Source organism: Exilibacterium tricleocarpae (genome assembly GCF_007004655.1).
Taxonomy (GTDB): Bacteria; Pseudomonadota; Gammaproteobacteria; order Pseudomonadales; family Cellvibrionaceae; genus Exilibacterium; species Exilibacterium tricleocarpae.
Map to the genome: position 1 here is coordinate 117,761 of NZ_ML660104.1, position 15,892 is coordinate 133,652.

Annotated in this window: 18 protein-coding genes; 16 read left to right on the forward strand and 2 right to left on the reverse strand. The window is 51.2% G+C overall.

Going from position 1 to position 15,892, the window contains the following annotated elements:
* Positions 1 to 18 precede the first annotated feature (18 nt).
* Positions 19 to 684: a type III secretion system export apparatus subunit SctR gene (sctR, locus tag FKG94_RS22550; protein WP_142929212.1), complete on the reverse strand. Its 666-nt coding sequence runs from the start codon at positions 682 to 684 to the stop codon at positions 19 to 21.
* Positions 684 to 1,784, reverse strand: coding sequence for a FliM/FliN family flagellar motor switch protein (locus FKG94_RS22555; protein ID WP_142929213.1), 1,101 nt, complete (start codon positions 1,782 to 1,784; stop codon positions 684 to 686). Before FKG94_RS22555 ends, sctR begins: the two co-directional genes overlap by 1 nt.
* Before the next feature lie 313 nt (positions 1,785 to 2,097).
* Between FKG94_RS22555 and FKG94_RS22560 the strand changes: the two genes are divergently transcribed.
* From FKG94_RS22560 to FKG94_RS22630, 16 genes are all read left to right on the forward strand, one after another.
* On the forward strand, positions 2,098 to 2,667 hold the full coding sequence (locus FKG94_RS22560) for a response regulator transcription factor (protein ID WP_142929214.1): 570 nt from the start codon (positions 2,098 to 2,100) through the stop codon (positions 2,665 to 2,667).
* Positions 2,668 to 2,769: 102 nt separating this feature from the next.
* A complete protein-coding gene (locus FKG94_RS22565; protein ID WP_142929215.1) occupies positions 2,770 to 3,306 on the forward strand; it encodes a GNAT family N-acetyltransferase in 537 nt (178 codons plus the stop codon).
* 247 nt (positions 3,307 to 3,553) lie between these two features.
* Positions 3,554 to 4,336 (forward strand): hypothetical protein, encoded by a 783-nt coding sequence (locus tag FKG94_RS22570; RefSeq protein WP_142929216.1) that lies wholly within the window; start codon positions 3,554 to 3,556, stop codon positions 4,334 to 4,336.
* A 384-nt stretch (positions 4,337 to 4,720) separates the two neighbouring features.
* Positions 4,721 to 4,948 carry a hypothetical protein gene (locus FKG94_RS22575; RefSeq protein WP_142929217.1) on the forward strand — a complete coding sequence of 76 codons (228 nt, stop codon included), beginning with the start codon at positions 4,721 to 4,723 and terminating at the stop codon, positions 4,946 to 4,948.
* 82 nt (positions 4,949 to 5,030) lie between these two features.
* Complete coding sequence (locus FKG94_RS22580) at positions 5,031 to 6,098, forward strand: hypothetical protein (RefSeq protein ID WP_142929218.1); 1,068 nt, start codon at positions 5,031 to 5,033, stop codon at positions 6,096 to 6,098.
* Positions 6,099 to 6,343: 245 nt separating this feature from the next.
* Positions 6,344 to 7,147, forward strand: coding sequence for a DUF4124 domain-containing protein (locus FKG94_RS22585; RefSeq protein ID WP_142929219.1), 804 nt, complete (start codon positions 6,344 to 6,346; stop codon positions 7,145 to 7,147).
* Positions 7,148 to 7,151: 4 nt separating this feature from the next.
* Positions 7,152 to 8,525, forward strand: coding sequence for a type III secretion system inner membrane ring subunit SctD (gene sctD, locus FKG94_RS22590; protein WP_179957763.1), 1,374 nt, complete (start codon positions 7,152 to 7,154; stop codon positions 8,523 to 8,525).
* A gap of 60 nt (positions 8,526 to 8,585) precedes the next feature.
* The gene (locus tag FKG94_RS22595) at positions 8,586 to 9,065 is read left to right on the forward strand and encodes a hypothetical protein (protein WP_142929221.1); all 480 of its coding nucleotides are present in this window, start codon (positions 8,586 to 8,588) and stop codon (positions 9,063 to 9,065) included.
* A 29-nt stretch (positions 9,066 to 9,094) separates the two neighbouring features.
* Positions 9,095 to 9,928: a type III secretion system inner membrane ring lipoprotein SctJ gene (gene sctJ / locus FKG94_RS22600; protein ID WP_142929222.1), complete on the forward strand. Its 834-nt coding sequence runs from the start codon at positions 9,095 to 9,097 to the stop codon at positions 9,926 to 9,928.
* Positions 9,915 to 10,547: a SctK family type III secretion system sorting platform protein gene (locus FKG94_RS22605; protein WP_179957764.1), complete on the forward strand. Its 633-nt coding sequence runs from the start codon at positions 9,915 to 9,917 to the stop codon at positions 10,545 to 10,547. The genes sctJ and FKG94_RS22605 overlap by 14 nt, the downstream gene beginning before the upstream one ends.
* Positions 10,544 to 10,822, forward strand: coding sequence for a hypothetical protein (locus FKG94_RS22610; RefSeq protein WP_142929224.1), 279 nt, complete (start codon positions 10,544 to 10,546; stop codon positions 10,820 to 10,822). The genes FKG94_RS22605 and FKG94_RS22610 overlap by 4 nt, the downstream gene beginning before the upstream one ends.
* Positions 10,823 to 10,830: 8 nt before the next feature.
* A complete protein-coding gene (gene sctL / locus FKG94_RS22615) occupies positions 10,831 to 11,460 on the forward strand; it encodes a type III secretion system stator protein SctL (RefSeq protein ID WP_142929225.1) in 630 nt (209 codons plus the stop codon).
* Between the two features lie 75 nt (positions 11,461 to 11,535).
* The gene (locus tag FKG94_RS29630) at positions 11,536 to 11,907 is read left to right on the forward strand and encodes an STAS domain-containing protein (RefSeq protein WP_425460066.1); all 372 of its coding nucleotides are present in this window, start codon (positions 11,536 to 11,538) and stop codon (positions 11,905 to 11,907) included.
* A 30-nt stretch (positions 11,908 to 11,937) separates the two neighbouring features.
* On the forward strand, positions 11,938 to 14,022 hold the full coding sequence (sctV, locus tag FKG94_RS22620; RefSeq protein ID WP_142929226.1) for a type III secretion system export apparatus subunit SctV: 2,085 nt from the start codon (positions 11,938 to 11,940) through the stop codon (positions 14,020 to 14,022).
* 19 nt (positions 14,023 to 14,041) lie between these two features.
* Positions 14,042 to 15,364 (forward strand): type III secretion system ATPase SctN, encoded by a 1,323-nt coding sequence (gene sctN / locus FKG94_RS22625; RefSeq protein ID WP_142929227.1) that lies wholly within the window; start codon positions 14,042 to 14,044, stop codon positions 15,362 to 15,364.
* Positions 15,365 to 15,366: 2 nt separating this feature from the next.
* The gene (locus tag FKG94_RS22630; RefSeq protein ID WP_142929228.1) at positions 15,367 to 15,858 is read left to right on the forward strand and encodes a YscO family type III secretion system apparatus protein; all 492 of its coding nucleotides are present in this window, start codon (positions 15,367 to 15,369) and stop codon (positions 15,856 to 15,858) included.
* The last annotated feature ends 34 nt before the right edge of the window (positions 15,859 to 15,892 follow it).

Below are 15,892 nucleotides of genomic sequence, written 5' to 3' on the forward strand. Positions count from 1 at the left end.
GCAACCTTTGGAGATGATCTACTGGTAACTGAGTACCAGCCCGTGCAGCAGTCGAGACCAGCCGTCCACCAGCACGAAGAGCAGTAGTTTAAAAGGCAGTGAAATGACGATCGGCGATACCATTATCATCCCGAGCGCCAGGAGTACGTTAGAAATAATCAAATCGATAATAATAAAAGGCAGGTAAATCAAAAACCCTACTTCGAAAGCACTTTTCAGTTGGCTGGTGGTAAATGCCGGTAATAGCACGATGAAATCCTTTTCGTCGAGCTCTTGGGCATGGTCCTGCGGCCAGATTTTTTCTGCGGCAGTGACAAAAAACAGGCGTTCGCGTTGGCTGGAATGTCGGAACAAAAACTCTCTCAACGGTTGGAAACTGTCTTTCATGGCTACTGCGATTCTAGGATCTTTGAGATTATTCAAGTCAACGTCGTGCTGTTGAAAGATGTTTAAGGCCTGCAAGCCCACCGGGGCCATAATATAGGCAGTTAGAATAAGTGCTAATGCATTCAGCGCTGTAGTGGGCGGGGCCTCTTGTAGCCCCAGAGCACTTTTGACGATATGTATAACTACGATTATCTTCAGAAAGGATGTGGCGACAACACCCAGCACTGTTCCAAGACCGAGCGCTACAATGAGTGTGATGTAGATCGGAAAACCGGGTAGCCTGTCTAGTAGCTCCATTAGCTGTCTCCGCCAAATACCTCTAAAATACGTACACCGATATGTTTGCCGATCTGTATCAGTTCACCTTGTGCGATAACTCTACCGCCCGTGCTGATATTCACCGGCTTATCGGCTAAACGGCCGGTGTCAACCAGGTAGCCAGGTCTAAGCTGCTTAAGCGTTTTCAGGTCGATTGCCTGACTTCCGACTTCAAACAGAACCCTGACCTGCAAATTGTTGAGACTTGATGCGTCTGCTGTTGCATCGCTCACTAGTTCTTCCTTCATTTCAACCTCCAAATCAGTGTTGATAACCAGGTGATTTTCTTTCCAGATGGCGCCCAGCCCATAGTTGGGGGACAGACGTAAACGTACAAGTGTGTCCGACCCAGCAGTTTTTCTTTCGACTACCATAATGTCGCCGGTAGCGATGAGACTCAATTCGGCTGCCGAAAGATGGGATTCACCGACCCCGATACTGGTTTGTATTGGCATATGATCGAGAGTGGCGTCACTTAAGCCACAACCTGCCGGTGGTGTCGAAAGGTCGTTGTTTAGCGCTACCAGAGTATCTAGCATTAGCGGTTTTATTGAATCGGTAAATACACAACAAGCGGAGCAACGACCCACGACCTCGTTGTCCAGTTCAATAAGCGTGCCCTTCTTGCAAAAATTATTTTTGCTCTTCCATAAGTACATCTCTACCAGTTCAAAAGACAGCCCAGTGTAACCTTCAACCTCGGTGAACAAAGTATCCAGGGTGCTTTCCCCCGCTGCGACTCTCAGTGCACTGGGTATATTGCTCAGGCTCTCCGGCGGTATCAGATGGGCTAGCAATATTTGCGCTAACTTTTTGTCCACTGCAACAGAAAGATTTTTTTTATTCGCACTAATATTCAGTACAAGGTACGGACAGAATTTTTTTGGATTGACTATGCGCGGTGATATAACGGAAAAAGTATGGTCCCTAATAACCATCCTAACGGCTGTCAGAGACTTCGCAATCTCGTTGTTAAGGTTGGCATCCATTTTGGTAATATGCGGTAAAATCAGCCTGCGCAAAGCAAGCGATCGTGTGGCAGGCGGGTTTTCCTTAATTTTTTTGTTGGGTAGGGTCATGATTTTAGGCTATTTCGGATCTATTGGTATATGGCGCCAAACCTATAGAAAACGCGGTTTTTAAGTGTGTTGTGACCTATGAAAATAAAAGGTCTATAACCTTTGTTCGATAAAAATACTATCGGCAAAAACAAAGCCTGCCCAGTTGGCATAAGTTATATTAAGTAAGTACTACCACTTTTGATCTAATCTTATCCACTATGGGTTATATCTAAAGTTATAATCCTGACGCTCTATGCCACCACTACTCGGATTCCATTATTATAATGCTCTGTGGAAAAATAGTTTTTAGCCAAACAGCCGGACTATCTCAATGAATTTATCTGCTATTGTCTGGAGTAACAATCTGAGCTTGGGTTTGGAAGAGATGCTGCCTACGGAATTTTCCCAGTCCATTAAAATTTATGAAGCCGCAAATTTTCAGCAGGTTTTTGATTTGCTGGAAAAGCATACCGGAGTGGATATGGTGTTGACAGCACTCTGGCCTACGCAAATACAGATGCTTTATCAAATCCAACAATTGCAGGAGCGCTATCCGGAGGTGGCGCTGGTTGCCATCTTTGATCCGCTATTCCAGGTCTTGAACGAAGGGGGAAGACAGACGGCAACCAGGGCGTTAAACCAGGAAAAGCACGATGCCGAAAGCGTTATTTCACGTATGACGCCGCGCCAGAGGGATGTTCTAAATCTGCTTATTCGAGGTGAACCCAATAAGCAGATAGCGCGAATCCTGGGTTTGTCAGAAAGTACGGTAAAGATTCACTGCATGGCTATTTTCAGGGAACTGGGTGTCAATAATCGAACCCAGGCTGCAGTCCGTGGTGAGGAGATCATAGGGAAGTGCCTCGATTCGCAGGGCGGCACGAATGATTTTGTCCGCTGATACCGTATACGATTGCTCTATGGTCATATGTCTTAAGGTGTATAGCCGGCATTGATGTTAACCGTTAGTATTAAGTGAAATAGCTTTTCTTGTTGAATAACTATGTTTGAGCGCCGTATAGACGAAGGCTTGTGGGTAAAGTTGACTGTGCCGCAGTTTGCGCCGGAGCTGTTCGTCGTTGTCTCCGAAAATCGTGAGTTCCTCAGCCGTTGGCTTCTCTCTATGGAAGGGATAGATAGCTTAGAAGATATGCAGCAGCAGATAAAAGGCGAGCTACAGAAGTTTTCCTATGGCCAGGGTTTACATGAGACTATCTTTTACCGTGACAGAATAATCGGCAGTCTGGGTTATCACTATATCGATTCACTTCAAAATATTGGCCATGTGCGTTATTGGCTGGCCGAGGCCTTTACTGGTAAAGGCATTATGACCCGGTGTCTGAGGGATCTCATCGGAATCGGTTTTGACTACTTCGCCCTCAATAAAGTGCAGGCTGAAGCTGCACCGGAAAATCATACAAGCCGTGCTTTGCTGGAAAGGTCGGGGTTTACCGAAGAAGGGACTATTCGAAGTGTTGAAAAAGTGATGGGGCAATACCTCGATCACACGGTTTACGGCCTGTTGCATTCGGAGCTCTAACGGCTGTCACTACCGCCTGATATTTCCCGTCAAGTCTACCGGTTGCCGGTAATCTCTAAACTCCACCAAGTGTCGAAAGTATTAACCCGTCAGATATATTTTAACTCCACCGGTCGGTTGTTATGCTGCAGTTGTAAGGTGAAGAGGTGATTTTTAATCACGGTTTCCGAAATTAGCGTACCGAGTAAAAGCAGGCGTCCACTTGGCGAGCTAAACAGTAATTAATCAAAGATAGAGGATTGTGTAGATGAAAACAGACGCAGTAAGTCCAAATGTTAACCCCCTGGTTGATAGTGGCGGCAACGGTGAAGGGGTGGCCATGCAAGCCCCAGAGGGAGCGATGGCCGGTTTCACTGACGAAGTGAATAAAGGCGCTGCCCAATCTGAAGGGCAGGCGCCGACCGGTGAAGCCGGTGGCGAAAACTCCGATGCCATGATGCAGGTGCTGCAGAAGCTTATAGAAGTGATTCAGATGTTGGTACAGTCGTTGCTCGGTGGTGGTCAAGATGAAGGCGGTCAAGGCGAAAGTGGTCAAGGCGGTGCTCCCTCGCCGCAAAGCGGTGCTCCCACACCGGGTGGTGCTCCCTCATCAGGTGGCGCTCCCTCGCCAGGTGGTGCCCCCTCTCCAGGTGGTGCCCCCTCACCGGTTGGTAATGCCGCCTCACCACAGAACCACGGCCACGGAGAGACTGACGGCCTCAGTTCACCTGATGCCGCCGCACCTCCTGGCTATCCTGGTGGGGCTGAAGTGGGTTCCCCCGCAGGCGCGGACCCAAGTGGACTGGAGGGTGCCCAGTCGGCTGAAGAGACTGCTACCCCCGGTTCCGCTGAGAACTCCGCACCTGCACCTGCCGACGCACCCTCTCTAGAGGAATCGGCACCGGAAGCGGCTGGGGGAGCTGGCGGCGGTGGCCTGCTGCAGGCAGCCAAGGAGATTATATCGTTACTGCAGAAGCTTATCCAAGAACTGGAGGCCAGCGGTAACGAAGGCGTCACCGCGGCGATGTCAGGAGGCAATGCTGACGACTAAAGTGTTGTTTACACTTTTCATTGTCGTGGAAGTTATTTGACAGCAGGAGTTTGACAGTAGGGTAAGCACCTCTCTTTCCGCCTGATGTGCAGGGCCGCTTGAGTGCCCTGTACAAGGCGGATTTTTTAGTTTCACTTTTCGGGTATTTGTCCATAACCTTGCCATGCTCACAGCGAACGAGCCATCGGCTAAAGTAATAAGCCATCTGCTATATACACTCTGTCTAGTTCGATTGTTATGCTGCGATTGGAGGGTTGGAGCAACGTTGAAGTGCTGCTCTAACACTTTCTTGGTGAAACGAGCGACACACTTTTTGTATTATAGAGGTGACGTTTTTTTGGCCTATCGAATGAAATTTTTAAGACACTTAGTGAGGAAAAAAATATGGCAGATTCAACTTCAACTCCCGGCACAGGCGGACAGACTCAAGCTCTTCTGGATCAAGTTGCTCAGCAACAACAGCAAGGGCTGGCAACAAGCATTGCCTTGAATCAGATGAATCAGTCTTTTGAGACGGCTATGGAAGCGATAGCTCAGCAGAGAACAGCTTTTGAGAAAGTGGTAGACGAAGCTGAGAAAGGGCGCGCTAATATTTCGCAGTCTCAATCCTAATCAATCGCACAGGCTAGTGTTACTGCTTTAGTTTCGGGTAACGCTACCTGTGCTCCGATACCGAATATGGAGGACATTGAAAATGTCAGACGTATCAGTAGCATCGAGTGCGCTGCCACCCGCGGCAAACCTTACCGTGGTGGAGAGAGGGCAACACCAGGCTTCCGCTAGCAGCGAGTTTGAAAGACGTGTGCGCATGAACAGCGGTCAGAGTGCCAAGCCGGCCAGTGCCGAGAGTTCTGCGGCTGCAGGTAGCCGAGCCACGACCGCGCAAGCGTCGGCGACCGCACACAGCCAGGCAACAGCCGCAGAAACACCGGCAGACACCGGTACCGATACCAACAAAACACTGCTTGGTGTGCTGAAGAGCCTGGTTGGGGTGTTGGCCCAGTTGGTCGCTATGCTTGGCGAGCAAGGCAACGCCGGCGGAGGGTCGGGTACTGAAGCGCCTCCAGGCGGTTCTTCGGGCTGTCCGGGTGGCGGTTCACCAGCCGCCGGTCAACCAGGGGGTAGCACACCGCCAGGTTGTACAGGCACGGGGGGGGCATCTAATGATTCCGATGGCGGTGCAGAGTCCGGAGCTGCCAGCAGTAGCAGCATCACAAGCCTATTGGGTAGCCTTACTTCGGTGTTGCAACAGTTAAAGGATGAACTGGCCGGAGGAGAATCATCCGGCGCCGGGCAGCCGGGAGCCACCTGCGGCACGGGTAACATTTCTGCCAATGCCTCAAGTGAGTGTTCAACGGGCGGTGATACTTCGTTGGCGGGGTTACTGCAGTCTCTCCAGTCAAGTCTGCAATCGGCTTTAGAGTCAGGTTTCGGGTCCGCTAACATTGCTAAAGCCGCTGCGGCGCCTTCCACTGAGGCCGGTGAATCACAGGCCGAAGAGGGTACTGATGCCGCTGAGGACGCCCAACAGCAATTGTTGCAGGTAATCAGCCAACTGATAGAGGTGTTGAGTGCCTTGATCAAAGCCCTGAGTGGCGATGGCGGCGGCACCGGTTCCCCGGGTGGCGGCTCCTCTAGCGGCGGTGACACGCCTCCGGCTGGCAGTCGCACCGCTATGGATATAGCCAATGCACATGCGGAAGCCATGGCGACCAGTCTCCAGAATATACCTTCAGTGGAGTCGTACTTCATCGGCAAATAATCGGTATGGGGCTTTCGGCATAGCTTTTCAGCGACTCTTTCCCGCTTTGCCGATTGCCTTTTTTCACTGTTGTCTTTGCATGCGCAGCCTGCGCACAGATAGCCCCCCATGTATTATAACTAAATGAATATAGCGAAAGCTCTATTTCAAGTTAGCGGTATATCCTATAAGTTCTGGTTACCAATTGAGTGGTTTTCTATATGTCGGTTGTTTCAATATCAGGATTCCTTAAAGAGGTAGGCAACATGAAGTACCTATACCTGTCCTTGAAAGCTGTGCAAAGAGTGAAGGCGTTCTTCTTCTTTGTTGCAATCTGCACTTTCAATCTTTTGTTTATATTTTTTTTTGGTGCCACTGCTTCGGCTTCAGAAGTGAAGTGGTCCAGTGAGCCATATTCGCTTTATGCGAAAGGGGACAAGCTCCGTAAAGTGTTAACCGATTTAGCCGCCGGTGAGGGTATTCCGGTGGAAGTCGAAGACTCTATTCAGGATATGATCAGCGTTCGGTTTGAAGAAGTTACCCGGCAGCAGATATTCCATGGCCTGGTGGACGCGTATGGCCTTGCCTGGTATTACGATGGATACAGACTCTATATCGACAGACTGGAAAATACTAAATCCGGCACGATTAAACTCAACAATGTATCCACACTGGTATTCAAACGCTATTTGGAGAAGCTCGGGTTTGCCGGCAGCGAAAAGCGATTTTACTGGCGCACCCTGGACGACAGAGGGCTGATCTACCTATCCGGACCTCAGGCTTTCATAGACCATATCACCGAAATGGCCAGTACCCTGGACGATCGCAGTAAGAGCGTCGACACCATTTATAAATGGGTAGACGAAAAGGGCAGAACCCATATGAGTACCGATGAATCGGAAGCACCTCAGCACTCCGACATTATTGAAATACAGCGCGGTGCTTCGCGCCGGTTGCCTGCGCACACTTCGCACTTGACTGGTGATCAGAGTGGAGAGTCGGCTGCCGCATTAACCTCGGTCAGCCGTCCGGCTACAGTGCTGGACCATCGCTCCAATGCCAGGGATTAACGTCATGGGTCATCAGGCTAGCCAACATCTCCTGAAAATCTTCTCCGGGCCGCATATAGGCGCAGAGTTGTTACTGGATAAGGGTGCCTACGACATTGGTCATAGCGACGACTGCGATATCGTATTGAATGATGAAACTATCGTGGCGAAACATGCGCGTATCGTGATTGACGATGTCGGGCATGCGGTCACGGTAAGCGCCGGGGCCCAGGCCTGGTTGAACGGTTTACCCTTAGGTCCCGACACGCGCGCTGCTTTGGGTCCGTACGAAACAGTGGCTCTCGGCACTACCTATTTGGCAATAGGCAGGCCCGGTGGTGATTGGTCTCAGGTGCGTTTTCCGGGTCTGCTGCCGGTGCAGGCGCAAAATGACGCTGAAGGTGCCCTTGGCGACGGCACGGCGGGAAAATTCAATAAGTTCTTTCGTCAAGCCGGACATGTGTTGAAGCGGTTGCATGAGAGACTTGCCGAAAATATACCTCGGGTTAAGTATAAAAAATATTGGCGTGGATTGGGCGGGATCGCCGTGTTGGTGGTAACCGGTGCCACTGGTGTGCATGTTTACCATGAATACTTGCAGCCGAAGACACCCGAATCAGCCATACCTCCGGCGCACAGAGTCGCGGCAGTTCTCGCCGAGAGTGGCACCTTTACTGGGGTGCGGGCTGCGGCTACCGGGACCGGCGGTGTATTGGTACATGGTTATATTGCCGATGCTGCGCAGCACCGGGCGTTGCGCGAGCTGCTGGAGCCTTTGGATATTAAACTGGATCTATCCGTAAAAAGCGGCGCGGCCCTGGTGGAATCGGCGCAGTCTCTGATCGAAGTGCTGGGGTTTCCGGCGCTGAGAGTGATCTACCAGCCTCACGGGAAGATCGCGGTAGAGGGCTTTGTCACCAATCGCAGCCAGTGGGAAAATGCCAAACTTACACTGTTCAACGATCTTGCCGGACTACAGGCGGTAGACGACAGCGGTATTCAGGATGTGTCGAACCGCCGCGACAGCCTGCGGGCGCGACTAAATGATCAAAACCTTTCGGACCGATTGGTTATTGCTTCGGGTGCAGATGGAACACTGAAGGCGCAAGGCGTCTTGAGCCAGAACGAAAGAAGGCGGTGGCGGACGGCGCTCAAGCAATTCCGCAATGAGTTTGGTGATAACCCCAGTATCGAGACTGCGATTCGCGATACGAGTCAAATGATCAAGGAGCCTATTGTTGGCGTTCGTATCGGTCAGCTACCTTATATTGTCACAGAGGGCGGCGGCAAATATCTACAGGGTGCCGTATTGCCGAGTGGCTACAAGGTAAAAAGCATTTATTCCAACCATATCATCTTTTCCAAAGACGGTGTGGATGCAACTTATCAGCTCGATTAGTGATCGGATAACAAGAATGATCACGTAGGTATGTGACGGCAGTCTACAGGAGATGGCGTAATGAGTGAATCGCTGGCCGACCCAGGCCCTTTTTTTTCCAGTGAGCAACAGCAGATCGTAGAGCCCAAAGATCTGCAGGCCGCTGATGTTGCCGAAGTGGAGCAATTTGAAATCGCTTTGAATACCCTACTGGAGGGCAGTGACAGTGACTTGAATAACACGCCCTCGCCGATCGAGCGCATTCTTGGCGGTGTTGCCAGTCTGACCGAGGACAGGAACCAGGCGTTTTCCCGGATCAGTGGCATGGTAGAAGAGTTCGGCGTCGACAATCTGGAGAATTTGCAGAATGTCGGTGCCCCGACATTGGAACAATCAGTGCAGTTGGCACAGGAGTCCATGCAACACGGCGTCGAAACTACTTTGAAGTTGCATCAGGCGCAGATGGAATTGACTTCATCGATTGAAATGAAATCCTGGATAAGCACCTTGGCCAGGTCGGTGGTTAACCTGGTGAAAAGCGTCGTAGTGCATACGCGTTAAACTCGCACGCCGTTACGAGAGACAGGCCTATGAAAAGTAAATCGGCAGGGGGTTACAAAAGAGTCGGCAGGCGGCTGTGCGACATCGGAGTTGTTTTGATGGCCGTGATTCTAATGTCTGCTTGTAAAAGCGAGTTGTATTCTGAAATCTCGGAAAGAGAAGCTAATGAAATGATGTCCATATTACGCCGCAGTGGCGTAGACACAGATAAGGTTGCCCTGAAAGACGGCCTTTATGCAATTCGAGTGGAGCACGGTCAAATGTCCCGTGCGACGGATATTCTCAGTGCCTACGGTTATCCGCAGGAAAAGTTTCAAAATATGGGCGAGCTGTTCAAAAAAGAGGGGTTGGTGTCTTCGCCACTGGAAGAGCGGGTACGTTACGTTTACGCCCTGTCGCAGAGCCTCTCCGAAACCCTGCTGCAAATCGACGGGGTGATTACAGCCAGGGTCAATATTGTGCTGCCGGAACATGACTCTTTGAGCAGGGATACCAAGCCTTCATCGGCTTCGGTATTTATCAAGTATCATCCGGCATCGAAGCTGGAGGATGCCAAATCCGATATCAAAATGATCATCGAAAAGAGTATCGAAGGGCTCAGCTACGATGAAGTGTCTCTGGTCATGTTGCCCGGTCGGGATATTTCAACCCCTTTTGCTGCCGGGGCTGATGAAGACGGTGCCGGTGCTGCCATAGCTTGGACGGTGCTGGTTTGTGCGCTGGTGGCAGGCCTGTTGTATGTCTATGGTGGTGCCAACAGGCGTGCACCGCCTGCCGGTATTCGACCTGTAGGCTTTCCTGGCGGCGGCAAAAAGCCAGTAGCAAAAGATGGTGAGGAGGACAATACCGATGCGGTTGCCTGAGGATCTTCCAGCGCTGATTGAATTCAATATTTTGCCGGCTCGTTATATGCACGATTCCTGGTTCGACCAGTTTCGGCATGGGCATATGATATATAAGCTACGGGCTTGTCGCCGCACTGAGTACAAACTATCCCATTACATCTTGGAATGCTTGGGGCTGAGCAACAGCTATTGCTTTGATATTCCGCAACCCGTTAGCGCGGTGGTTTTGCTGCCACCTGCCGAACTTGTGCGTATGGTCAGATACTTGGGAGCCTGTGCCAATGTATCCATGCTGCAACGCCTTATCGGCAAAAAGCAGGTGCAATCCATAAAAAACGCCATTGGTGAGGATGCCTATTTATTCGGTATCAAGCGGGCGCCGTATTTGGTGGCGGGGTCGGAAACCCCAAAGCTGAAATCCATTATGGCGAGAAACCTTGGAGATTATATAACGATCTGTGGAATGTGTCTGTTATTTGCAGCTTTTAAGGACAGCAGCTTGGCGCTGAAAAAGCGCCTGTCATTAAAGTTTTCTTACCACTGGATTCAGATGATGTCACAACCTGTATTGCTCAGTGGTGCTTCAGAGACCCATCTATTAATTGAACGAGTGCGTGCGGAGGTTATCAAGTCATGATGGATATAGACCACATTGCTGAAATAAACAGGAGTGATAGATCGATAAAGGAAAAGGTGGAGAAAGCTTCCACTTCGGTGGAACCGGAAGTCTCCGAGGTGGAGAGCACCAAAACCCAGGCCCGCGATGTGATACGCCAGGCCCGGGTGGTATATGAAGCCAAGAAGAAGCGGGGCTTCAAGAACAAGGGTGAGCAGGCCAAGGCGGAGACCCTGGCACAACTGGTGTTAGCACTCGATCATGTCATCAAGTCAATGGACAAAAACGGAAAGTGAGGTGAGTTATGAAGGCAGGTAGCTGTGTTCCCGAATTTGACTTGATGCCAAATCAGAAGATCATTACCGCCGACCAGTATCAGCAATATGAACAGTCGGTAGATCTGATCAATATGGCTTTGCAATATGCCAGTAAAATGGAAGAAAAAGCTCGACAAGCTTATGAGATGCAAGAGGAGTTTGGCTACCAGAGCGGTGTGGAAAAAGCTCAAAGCGAAATGCTGTCGCGCTATATCTTCAATGCAGAGCGGGCGATTACCGGCCTTGAAGAAATCGAAACCGACGTAATTGATATTGTGCTGGCGGCAACCCGGAAGGTGATCGGCGAATTTAGTCAAACCGACAGGGCGAAACGCATAGTGGTGCAGATGTTAAAGGGTGTAAAAGACAAACAAAAATTGACACTCAACGTTGCCGAAGAATCCTTCGCTGCGGTGCGGCAGGCTCTGGCCGATTTTCAACAGGAAGGGACGGTAGTTGATGTCGTCGCTAATGCCAACCTGGTTGCGGATAGCTTTGTGTTGGAAACGCCCACCGGTATTGTAGACGGATCACTGGGTACGCAAATGAATATATTAGAAACCGCGTTGAGGAAAAACTTTCCACCCGGAAAACGCAGCAGACTGGTTGCGGCGTGAAACTAGCGGCCATCATTTAAACGACAATAGTCCTTTCAATGAAAAGAAGAGGCGGATATGTCTACTCGTGCAGATATGACTGCGCCGCTTTGCCAGATCAGTGCGGCAAGTGGCCCACATTATGTGCTTATAACGGTGGCTGGTGTTCTCGATACTTCCGGCAGTGACCGGCTGATAGCCTCTTTAGAGGTAGCACTAAGCGATTCGCGGTTACCACTGCTGCTCGATTTTACGGGTGTCAATAAAACCTGCAGTCGTATATTCAGACACCTTTTAATGCTCCGCCGGCGCTTCGGTGATGTCAAACTCCTCTGTATCTGTAGGCCTCTGTCTCATATGCGGCGACTGATAAATCTAACGGGGCTGGATCGTTTTGTGGATATCTATGATAACCGCGATGCTGCCACAGCTGCGGTTGGTGGTGGCCGAGGAGTTGCCGATCGATGAATTGCCGCTTTGCACCGATAAGGTCCGGACATGAATCTGAAAAAGTCTCAACAATTGCTTGAATCGATAACCAGACGCAAAGATGTAGTCTTGGCGGTTTTCATGATATCGATTATTTTTGTCATGATATTACCGATGCCAACGGGGTTGGTGGACGTCTTTATCGCTTTTAATATCACTATTGCCATTGTGTTGCTGATGTTGAGTATCTACATTGGTTCACCTCTCTCGTTTTCGTCCTTTCCCTCGGTGTTATTGATCGCCACTTTGTTCAGGTTGGCCCTGTCGGTAACCACTACACGCCTGATCTTGCTGCAGGCCGACGCCGGTGAAATCATTACCACTTTCGGCGAGTTTGTTGTCGGTGGTAACGTGATTGTCGGTGTGGTGGTCTTTTCAATCATTACTGTAGTGCAATTTATTGTGGTGACCAAGGGGGCGGAGCGTATTGCCGAAGTGGCGGCGCGTTTCTCACTGGATGCGATGCCCGGCAAGCAGATGAGCATCGATGGCGATATGCGTGCCGGGATTATTGATGCCCAGGAAGCCCGGCGGCGCAGGGGTAACCTGGAAAAAGAGAGCCAGCTCTACGGGTCTCTCGATGGTGCCATGAAGTTTGTCAAGGGTGATGCAATCGCAGGTATCTTCATTATCCTTATCAATATTATCGGCGGTATCAGTGTGGGTACTCTGCAACATGATATGGAACTCGGTGAAGCGTCCAGAATATATGTGATCTTAACCGTGGGCGACGGTTTGGTGAGTCAGATACCTGCGCTGTTTATCGCTATCACCTCGGGTATTATCGTTACCCGGGTCAACTCCGATGAGGCCGGTAACCTGGGAGATGATATCGGCTCACAGGTTTTGGCGGAACCAAAGGCGATGCTGATATGTTCCGCTGCACTGTTGTGCTTCGCCATGATACCGGGCTTTCCGACAGTGACTTTCTTAACCCTGAGTTTGATCACCGTTAGTATCGGCGTGTCGATTCACATACTTAAAAAGAGGATGCGGCAGGATGGAGGTGCTTTTATCAAGGCGTTGTCGGAGGCGAGAGAGGGCAGCGAATCGGTACCTCCCATCAACGAGCTGGCATTGGCGGCCCCCATCGCTGTGGACATAAATCCGCTGCTGCAGACAGTAATTGGGTACCAGGGAATGAACACAGAGTTTGCCAGGCTGCGACACAGTTTGTACATGGAGCTTGGTGTGCCCTTTCCAAGCGCTCAGGTCCGTCCCAAGTTCGGTCTCGAAGAGGGCTGTTACGAGATTTGTCTGCATGAAGTGCCTATGGCACAGGGCGAGCTGCGGGCGGGTCATGTGCTAGCCCAAACTTCTGCAGAGCGTCTGGGTGAACTGGGCATCGCTTTTGTAGAGCAAACGCAGAGTGCGACCGGTGTCGCCGGGCTTTGGGTGGCCGAAGCACGGCAACAGGGGTTGTCAGCCGCAGGAATAGTGGCTTTTAATGGCAACGAGGTACTTGTCAATCATCTATCCACTATTCTGCGGCGCCACGCGGCGGAGTTTTTGGGCACTCAGGAGGCCAGTCAGTTGCTATCCCAGTTAAAGCCCGGGCGCATAGACCTATTGAGGGAATTACAGGGGATTGTACCTCTGCAAACCATTGGTGCGGTGTTGAAATTGGTGGTGGCGGAAAATATTCCCATTCGCAATTTGTCCATGATTTGTGAAGTGCTGCTAATGCACGGCAAGGATGAAAAGGATCCGGCGCTACTGGCCGAGTTGGTTCGAGTCGAACTGCGCCGCCAGATCAGTCATAAGCATGCAGGTGCCGATAAGGTCATTACCGCGCTGCTGTTGGATCGCAGTGTGGAAGACGCTATCCGTGGTGCTATCAGAAAAGGTGAAATGGGTGTTTCCGTGTTACAACTTGATGCGGGTATGAAAAAGAATTTGATCGAGAGATTAAGCGCGGCGCTCAATGTGGCGCGACAAGGGGGGAAGTCTCCTGTTCTGTTGACAGCTCAGGATATACGCCGCTTTGTGCGCGGCTTGATCGAGCCTTCTTTGAGTGGGCTGTCGGTGCTTTCTTTTCAGGAGTTGGCGCCTGAGGTATCAGTGCAAACCGTAGATCAAATTAATTTGTATTAACGGAGCAGTATTTGTGCCTATGTCTGAGTTTAGTTATATCGCCGATATTGCCAGGGAATCGGTCAACCAAAGTTCGACCCTGGCGTTACGGGGACGGGTCAGCCGGGTGTCGGGTACCCTGATAGAGGTGTTGCTGCCGCATGCCAGGGTTGGCGATCTGTGCGTACTGAAGAGCCTCGGCCAGGCATCGGTGATCTGGGCCGAAGTGATCGGATTGTCCCAGGGGGCGGCCGTACTGACCCCGCTGGGAGATATGCGCGGTATTTCAACCGATACCGAAGTTATACCCACCGGCCAGAGTCACCGCGTGCGCGTGGGACCCGCGCTCTTGGGGCGGGTGCTCAATGGCCTTGGTGATCCCCTGGATACTGAAACCAAGGGGCCGCTGGTTGTACAGCAGACCCGGGCGGTCCAGACTGAATCTCCCGATCCGCTGTTACGCCGGCCGATTGACCGGGTCCTGCCGCTCGGTGTCAGGGCAGTGGATGGATTGATGTGTTGCGGCGAGGGGCAGCGCATGGGAATTTTTGCTGCTGCGGGCGTTGGCAAAAGCTCTCTGCTCGCCATGATGGCCCGCTACGCGCAGGCCGATATCAACGTGGTTGTGCTGATCGGTGAGCGCGGTCGCGAAGTGCGCGAATTTATCGATATTCAGCTCGGTGAACAAGGTATGAAAAATACCGTATTGGTGGTGGCAACCGCTGATAGGCCGGCGATGCAGCGGGTGCGTGCCGCTTATGTCGGTACCACCATTGCGGAGTACTTCCGTGATCAAAATAAAAAAGTGCTGTTGTTAATGGATTCTGTGACCCGTTTTGCCCGGGCTCTACGCGAGATCGGCCTGGCGGCGGGCGAGCCGCCGACCCGGCGCGGATTTCCCTCCTCGGTATTTTCCGCTATTCCGAAACTGGTTGAACGGGCCGGGCATTCCGCGGTGGGCTCCATCACCGGATTATACACCGTGTTGGTGGAAGGCGATGATATGAACGAGCCGGTGGCTGATGAAATGCGTTCCATTCTCGACGGGCATATCATCCTGTCGCGCGAGTTGGCCGCGGAAAGTCACTTCCCCGCCATCGATGTGTTGAACAGTCTTAGTCGGGTCATGAACTCGATTGCCTCGCCACAGCACAAGGCGGTAGCGGATCGATTTCGGGGGATTCTGGCAAAATACAACGATATTGAGTTTTTAGTGAGGATGGGGGAATACAAACCCGGTACCGATACCAGTGCCGATGAGGCGCTAGAGAAAATTGACGCGGTAAAAGGCGTACTGCGACAGGGGTTTGACGAGTATTTCTCACTCGATGAAACTCTCGAGGCAATGCGACGGATACTTTAGTTATGTTGAAAATGCTGGAAAGTGTATTAAAGGTGCGCCAGTTACTTGAGGAGAAAGCGATAGCCCGTACATGCGAAATCGAGCGGCAACTTGAACAGACCGTGGCGGTGTGTGAGCAGGCCAGACAGGGGTTGGCCGATTATCGCAGATGGCGGGAAGGTCGCGAAGCGGAATTGTTTAGCCAGTTGAGAACCGGACTTCACTCGGTGTCCTATGTCTCGACATACCGAGACAGTTTGCAGAAGTTGGCTGCAGATGAAGCGGAAATGATTTCAAGTGCGGCCGAACGGGAGCGGCAGGTAGGTGAGATCCAGATGAGGCTCGGAGAGGCCAGGCTCGCTCAGGTGGCGGCGGTGAGATCCAGAGAAAAAATTACCAATATCATCGATCGGGAAAAAGATCAACAGATGGAAATAGACGTTAAGAGTGAGGATGAAGAAAATGATGAGCTTGCTAATCTGGGTTGGTATAGGACCGATAATTTCCTACAGTAAAGTACTTTTAATCTCGACCGGTAAAGCTATTAAG

Bases quoted from the DNA above. Each gene is read 5' to 3' on its own strand.
- sctR (WP_142929212.1), bottom strand. From the start codon at position 684: ATGGAGCTACTAGACAGGCTACCCGGTTTTCCGATCTACATCACACTC.
- FKG94_RS22555 (WP_142929213.1), bottom strand. From the start codon at position 1,784: ATGACCCTACCCAACAAAAAAATTAAGGAAAACCCGCCTGCCACACGA.
- FKG94_RS22560 (WP_142929214.1), top strand. From the start codon at position 2,098: ATGAATTTATCTGCTATTGTCTGGAGTAACAATCTGAGCTTGGGTTTG.
- FKG94_RS22565 (WP_142929215.1), top strand. From the start codon at position 2,770: ATGTTTGAGCGCCGTATAGACGAAGGCTTGTGGGTAAAGTTGACTGTG.
- FKG94_RS22570 (WP_142929216.1), top strand. From the start codon at position 3,554: ATGAAAACAGACGCAGTAAGTCCAAATGTTAACCCCCTGGTTGATAGT.
- FKG94_RS22575 (WP_142929217.1), top strand. From the start codon at position 4,721: ATGGCAGATTCAACTTCAACTCCCGGCACAGGCGGACAGACTCAAGCT.
- FKG94_RS22580 (WP_142929218.1), top strand. From the start codon at position 5,031: ATGTCAGACGTATCAGTAGCATCGAGTGCGCTGCCACCCGCGGCAAAC.
- FKG94_RS22585 (WP_142929219.1), top strand. From the start codon at position 6,344: ATGAAGTACCTATACCTGTCCTTGAAAGCTGTGCAAAGAGTGAAGGCG.
- sctD (WP_179957763.1), top strand. From the start codon at position 7,152: ATGGGTCATCAGGCTAGCCAACATCTCCTGAAAATCTTCTCCGGGCCG.
- FKG94_RS22595 (WP_142929221.1), top strand. From the start codon at position 8,586: ATGAGTGAATCGCTGGCCGACCCAGGCCCTTTTTTTTCCAGTGAGCAA.
- sctJ (WP_142929222.1), top strand. From the start codon at position 9,095: ATGAAAAGTAAATCGGCAGGGGGTTACAAAAGAGTCGGCAGGCGGCTG.
- FKG94_RS22605 (WP_179957764.1), top strand. From the start codon at position 9,915: ATGCGGTTGCCTGAGGATCTTCCAGCGCTGATTGAATTCAATATTTTG.
- FKG94_RS22610 (WP_142929224.1), top strand. From the start codon at position 10,544: ATGATGGATATAGACCACATTGCTGAAATAAACAGGAGTGATAGATCG.
- sctL (WP_142929225.1), top strand. From the start codon at position 10,831: ATGAAGGCAGGTAGCTGTGTTCCCGAATTTGACTTGATGCCAAATCAG.
- FKG94_RS29630 (WP_425460066.1), top strand. From the start codon at position 11,536: ATGACTGCGCCGCTTTGCCAGATCAGTGCGGCAAGTGGCCCACATTAT.
- sctV (WP_142929226.1), top strand. From the start codon at position 11,938: ATGAATCTGAAAAAGTCTCAACAATTGCTTGAATCGATAACCAGACGC.
- sctN (WP_142929227.1), top strand. From the start codon at position 14,042: ATGTCTGAGTTTAGTTATATCGCCGATATTGCCAGGGAATCGGTCAAC.
- FKG94_RS22630 (WP_142929228.1), top strand. From the start codon at position 15,367: ATGTTGAAAATGCTGGAAAGTGTATTAAAGGTGCGCCAGTTACTTGAG.